The organism is Massilia sp. CT11-108 (genome assembly GCF_047302915.1).
Taxonomy (GTDB): Bacteria; Pseudomonadota; Gammaproteobacteria; order Burkholderiales; family Burkholderiaceae_D; genus Telluria; species Telluria orientalis.
In genome coordinates this window covers 1-1,363 of the sequence record NZ_JBKYMO010000899.1, presented here as the reverse complement: position 1 = coordinate 1,363, position 1,363 = coordinate 1, and the positions used below count along the sequence as shown (strand labels likewise).

General features: G+C 62.1%; 1 protein-coding gene. It reads left to right on the top strand.

From position 1 onward, the window contains the following. On the top strand, positions 1-1,260 hold a 1,260-nt coding region (locus tag ACEN88_RS31805; protein WP_413346168.1), incomplete at its 5' end, for a phosphoethanolamine transferase. Positions 1,261-1,363: the final 103 nt, after the last annotated feature.

The following is a 1,363-nucleotide window of genomic DNA, read 5'->3' as shown; positions in this document are numbered from 1 at the left end:
CGTCCATCCAGCATCCCCCGCCCCGCCTCGCTGCCGCCGCTGGCGCACTGGATGAAGCTGCCGTTCGACCTGGACACGTTCGCGCACTCCTGGCCGTTCGGCCTGGCCGCGCGCGGCGTCGATTTTTACAAGGAACGGGTCTATCTCGCCGACCTGAACCGGCGCAGCGCCTCCTTCCGCTTCCATGCGCACCTGGCCGAGCCGAACGACGACCCGCAGGTGATCGTGATGGTGATCGGCGAATCGTCGCGCTACGACCGCTGGAGCCTGAACGGCTACGACCGCGAAACGAACCCGCTGCTGTCCAAGGAAGACAACCTGGTGCCGCTGCGCGACGTGATCACGTCCGTGTCGGCCACGCGCCTGAGCGTCCCCGTCATCATCTCGCGCAAGCCGGCCACGCAAAGCCTCAAGGACGGGTTCTCGGAAAAATCGTTCCTGACCGCGTTCAAGGAAGCGGGCTATAAAACGTTCTGGCTGTCGAACCAGATCTCGTTCGGCAAATTCGACACGCCCGTGTCCGTGTTCGCGAAGGAAGCGGACGTCGTCGACTTCCTGAACCTGGGGGGCTTCACGGACAATTCCAATTACGACGAGATCCTGTTCGGTCCGCTGAAGCATGCCGTCGCGGATCCGGCGCCGAAGAAACTGATCGTGCTGCACACGCTGGGCAGCCACTGGAACTACAGCCACCGCTACCCGAAGCAGTTCGACAAATGGCTGCCGTCGCTGTACGGCATCGACAAGCCCGTCTACACGGACATCGGGATCAAGGACAAGCTGAACAACAGCTACGACAGCTCGATCCTGTACACGGACTGGTTCCTCGACCACGTCATCGGCACGCTGAAGGAAGCCGACAAGCCGGCCGCCATGCTGTACGTGGCCGACCACGGCCAGACGCTGTACGACAACAGCTGCCGCCTCGCCTTCCATGGCCACAACACGCAATACGAATTCCACGTCCCCGCGTTCGCCTGGTATTCGGATACGTACGCGGAGCGCTTCCCGGACAAGGTCACGCAACTGCGCCGCCACCGCAAGGCGAAGCTGGCGACGGAAAACATGTTCCACACCCTGCTCGACCTGGGCGACGTGCGCTACCCGGACGAGCGCCTGGAGTGGAGCTTCGTCAACGCCGCCTTCAAGCAGCACAAGCGCTACGTCGACAGCTACGGCTGGACCGACTACGACAATGCCACCATCAAGGGCGACTGCCACGAAGTCATCGCCAAGGGCAAGCCATTGCCGCGCGACTGATGCGCCATCTCAAACCGGGGTCAGAGCCTGACCCTTCCCCACATATTTTTCTTGTAGGTGGACGGGGTTGCTGTTAGCTTCCGGTGAAAAAAGCTGGTGCATG